The sequence below is a fragment of the Insulibacter thermoxylanivorax genome (assembly GCF_015472005.1).
In the GTDB taxonomy this organism is placed as follows: domain Bacteria; phylum Bacillota; class Bacilli; order Paenibacillales; family DA-C8; genus Insulibacter; species Insulibacter thermoxylanivorax.
Genome location: NZ_BMAQ01000063.1, coordinates 1 through 1,486 on the forward strand (window position 1 = coordinate 1; position 1,486 = coordinate 1,486).

At 49.7% G+C, this 1,486-nt stretch carries 1 protein-coding gene; it reads left to right on the forward strand.

Annotated features, from left to right (window positions below; all coding sequences use genetic code 11):
• Positions 1-125 precede the first annotated feature (125 nt).
• Complete coding sequence (locus PRECH8_RS14320; RefSeq protein ID WP_105127951.1) at positions 126-1,484, forward strand: IS4 family transposase; 1,359 nt, start codon at positions 126-128, stop codon at positions 1,482-1,484.
• Positions 1,485-1,486: the final 2 nt, after the last annotated feature.

Genomic DNA, 1,486 nt, shown 5'->3' on the forward strand with positions numbered 1-1,486 from the left:
TAAGCCTTGATAGGGCTAGGATTTTCTCTTGAAAAATCTCGTTCTTGACAGAAAAACACCTTTCTCGTTTGGTAAAATGGAAGTTGGAGAAGCTTACCATTCCAAACAGAAAGGTGCGTATCCCTATGGTACAACACAACTCTCTGTCTGAAAAGGGCCAAGAACGTATTTCGGCTGTATTCTCTACTTTACAAATCGGGCAACTGTTGCGGAAAGCAGGCATTTCCAAGTCGTTCGGATTGTCCAGTCTGGCCATCTTTCGGCTGATCTTTACGCTCGTGTTTGAAGGGCGTAACTGGTTTCGTCTTCTCCACAGCGATCGCCGCGAGTCTTTGCCTGGCAAAGATGTGGTCTATCGGTTTTTAAACCACCCGCGTTTCGCATGGCGACGATTTTTGCATGCCTTGAGTCTGAAGATCGTTCAGCATTTTGATTCCTTAACCTCTTCGTCCCGCGTTCGAACGTTCATCATTGATGATTCGGTTCTTCGCAGGGATCGCAGCAAGAAAGCCGAGTTGCTGGCCCGCGTCTTCGATCATACGACGGGGAGATATACCCGCGGCTACAACATGCTCACGCTCGGATGGTCGGATGGCTTCAGCTTCGCACCCATTGATTTTGTCATGCTCAGCTCGGCCAAGCTGGCGAATCGCTTTTGCGAGATGAAGGAGCGTTTGTCCAAGCGTACGCAAGGCTACAAACGCCGCATCGAGGCACTTTCGCGTAAGCCGGATGCGGTTGTGGCTCTGCTTGATCGAGCGATTCAGGCTGGATTTAGCGCTGACTTTGTCCTGATGGACAGTTGGTTTACCCAAGCGCCTCTGTTGCGTGAACTGATGGCTAAAGGTCTGCATGTCATTGGGATGGTCAAGGCGATGAAACAACGATACCGGCTCGACGGAAAAAGCCTGACGCTCCATGAACTGTATGCCCTGTTGCCAAAGCAGAAAAACAAAGAAATTCTTGGCTCAGTCATCGTTCAAACCGCCTGCGGTTTACCGATCAAACTGGTCTTTGTGCAAAACCGCCATCGGCGGCGGGATTGGCTGGTTCTGCTCAGCACTGATTTGGCGTTGGAAGATGCCGAGATCGTTCGCATTTACGGCATGCGTTGGAGCATCGAGACCTTCTTCAAATTTGCCAAATCGTATCTGAAGCTGGGAACGGAGTTTCAAGGTCGTTCGTTTGATATGCTCATCAGCCACACCACGATCGTGTTTACGCGTTATCTCGTGATGGAATGGGAACGTCGTCACGAAAACGACGCGCGGTCGTTGGGCGGTCTGTTCTTCCTGTTTTCCGACGAAGTTCGAGACCTGGATCTCAAAACGGCTTTGCAACATCTGATAGCATTTTTCATGGCGTTCACGGAAGCCAAATCCAAACGGGATCAGTCTGCCGTTTTTCGTCAACTCCAGCATTGGATTTCGAGTTTGCCCAATTATATCAAGGGTTTGTTTGGACAATTAAGCTGCGAAAGTTGAGT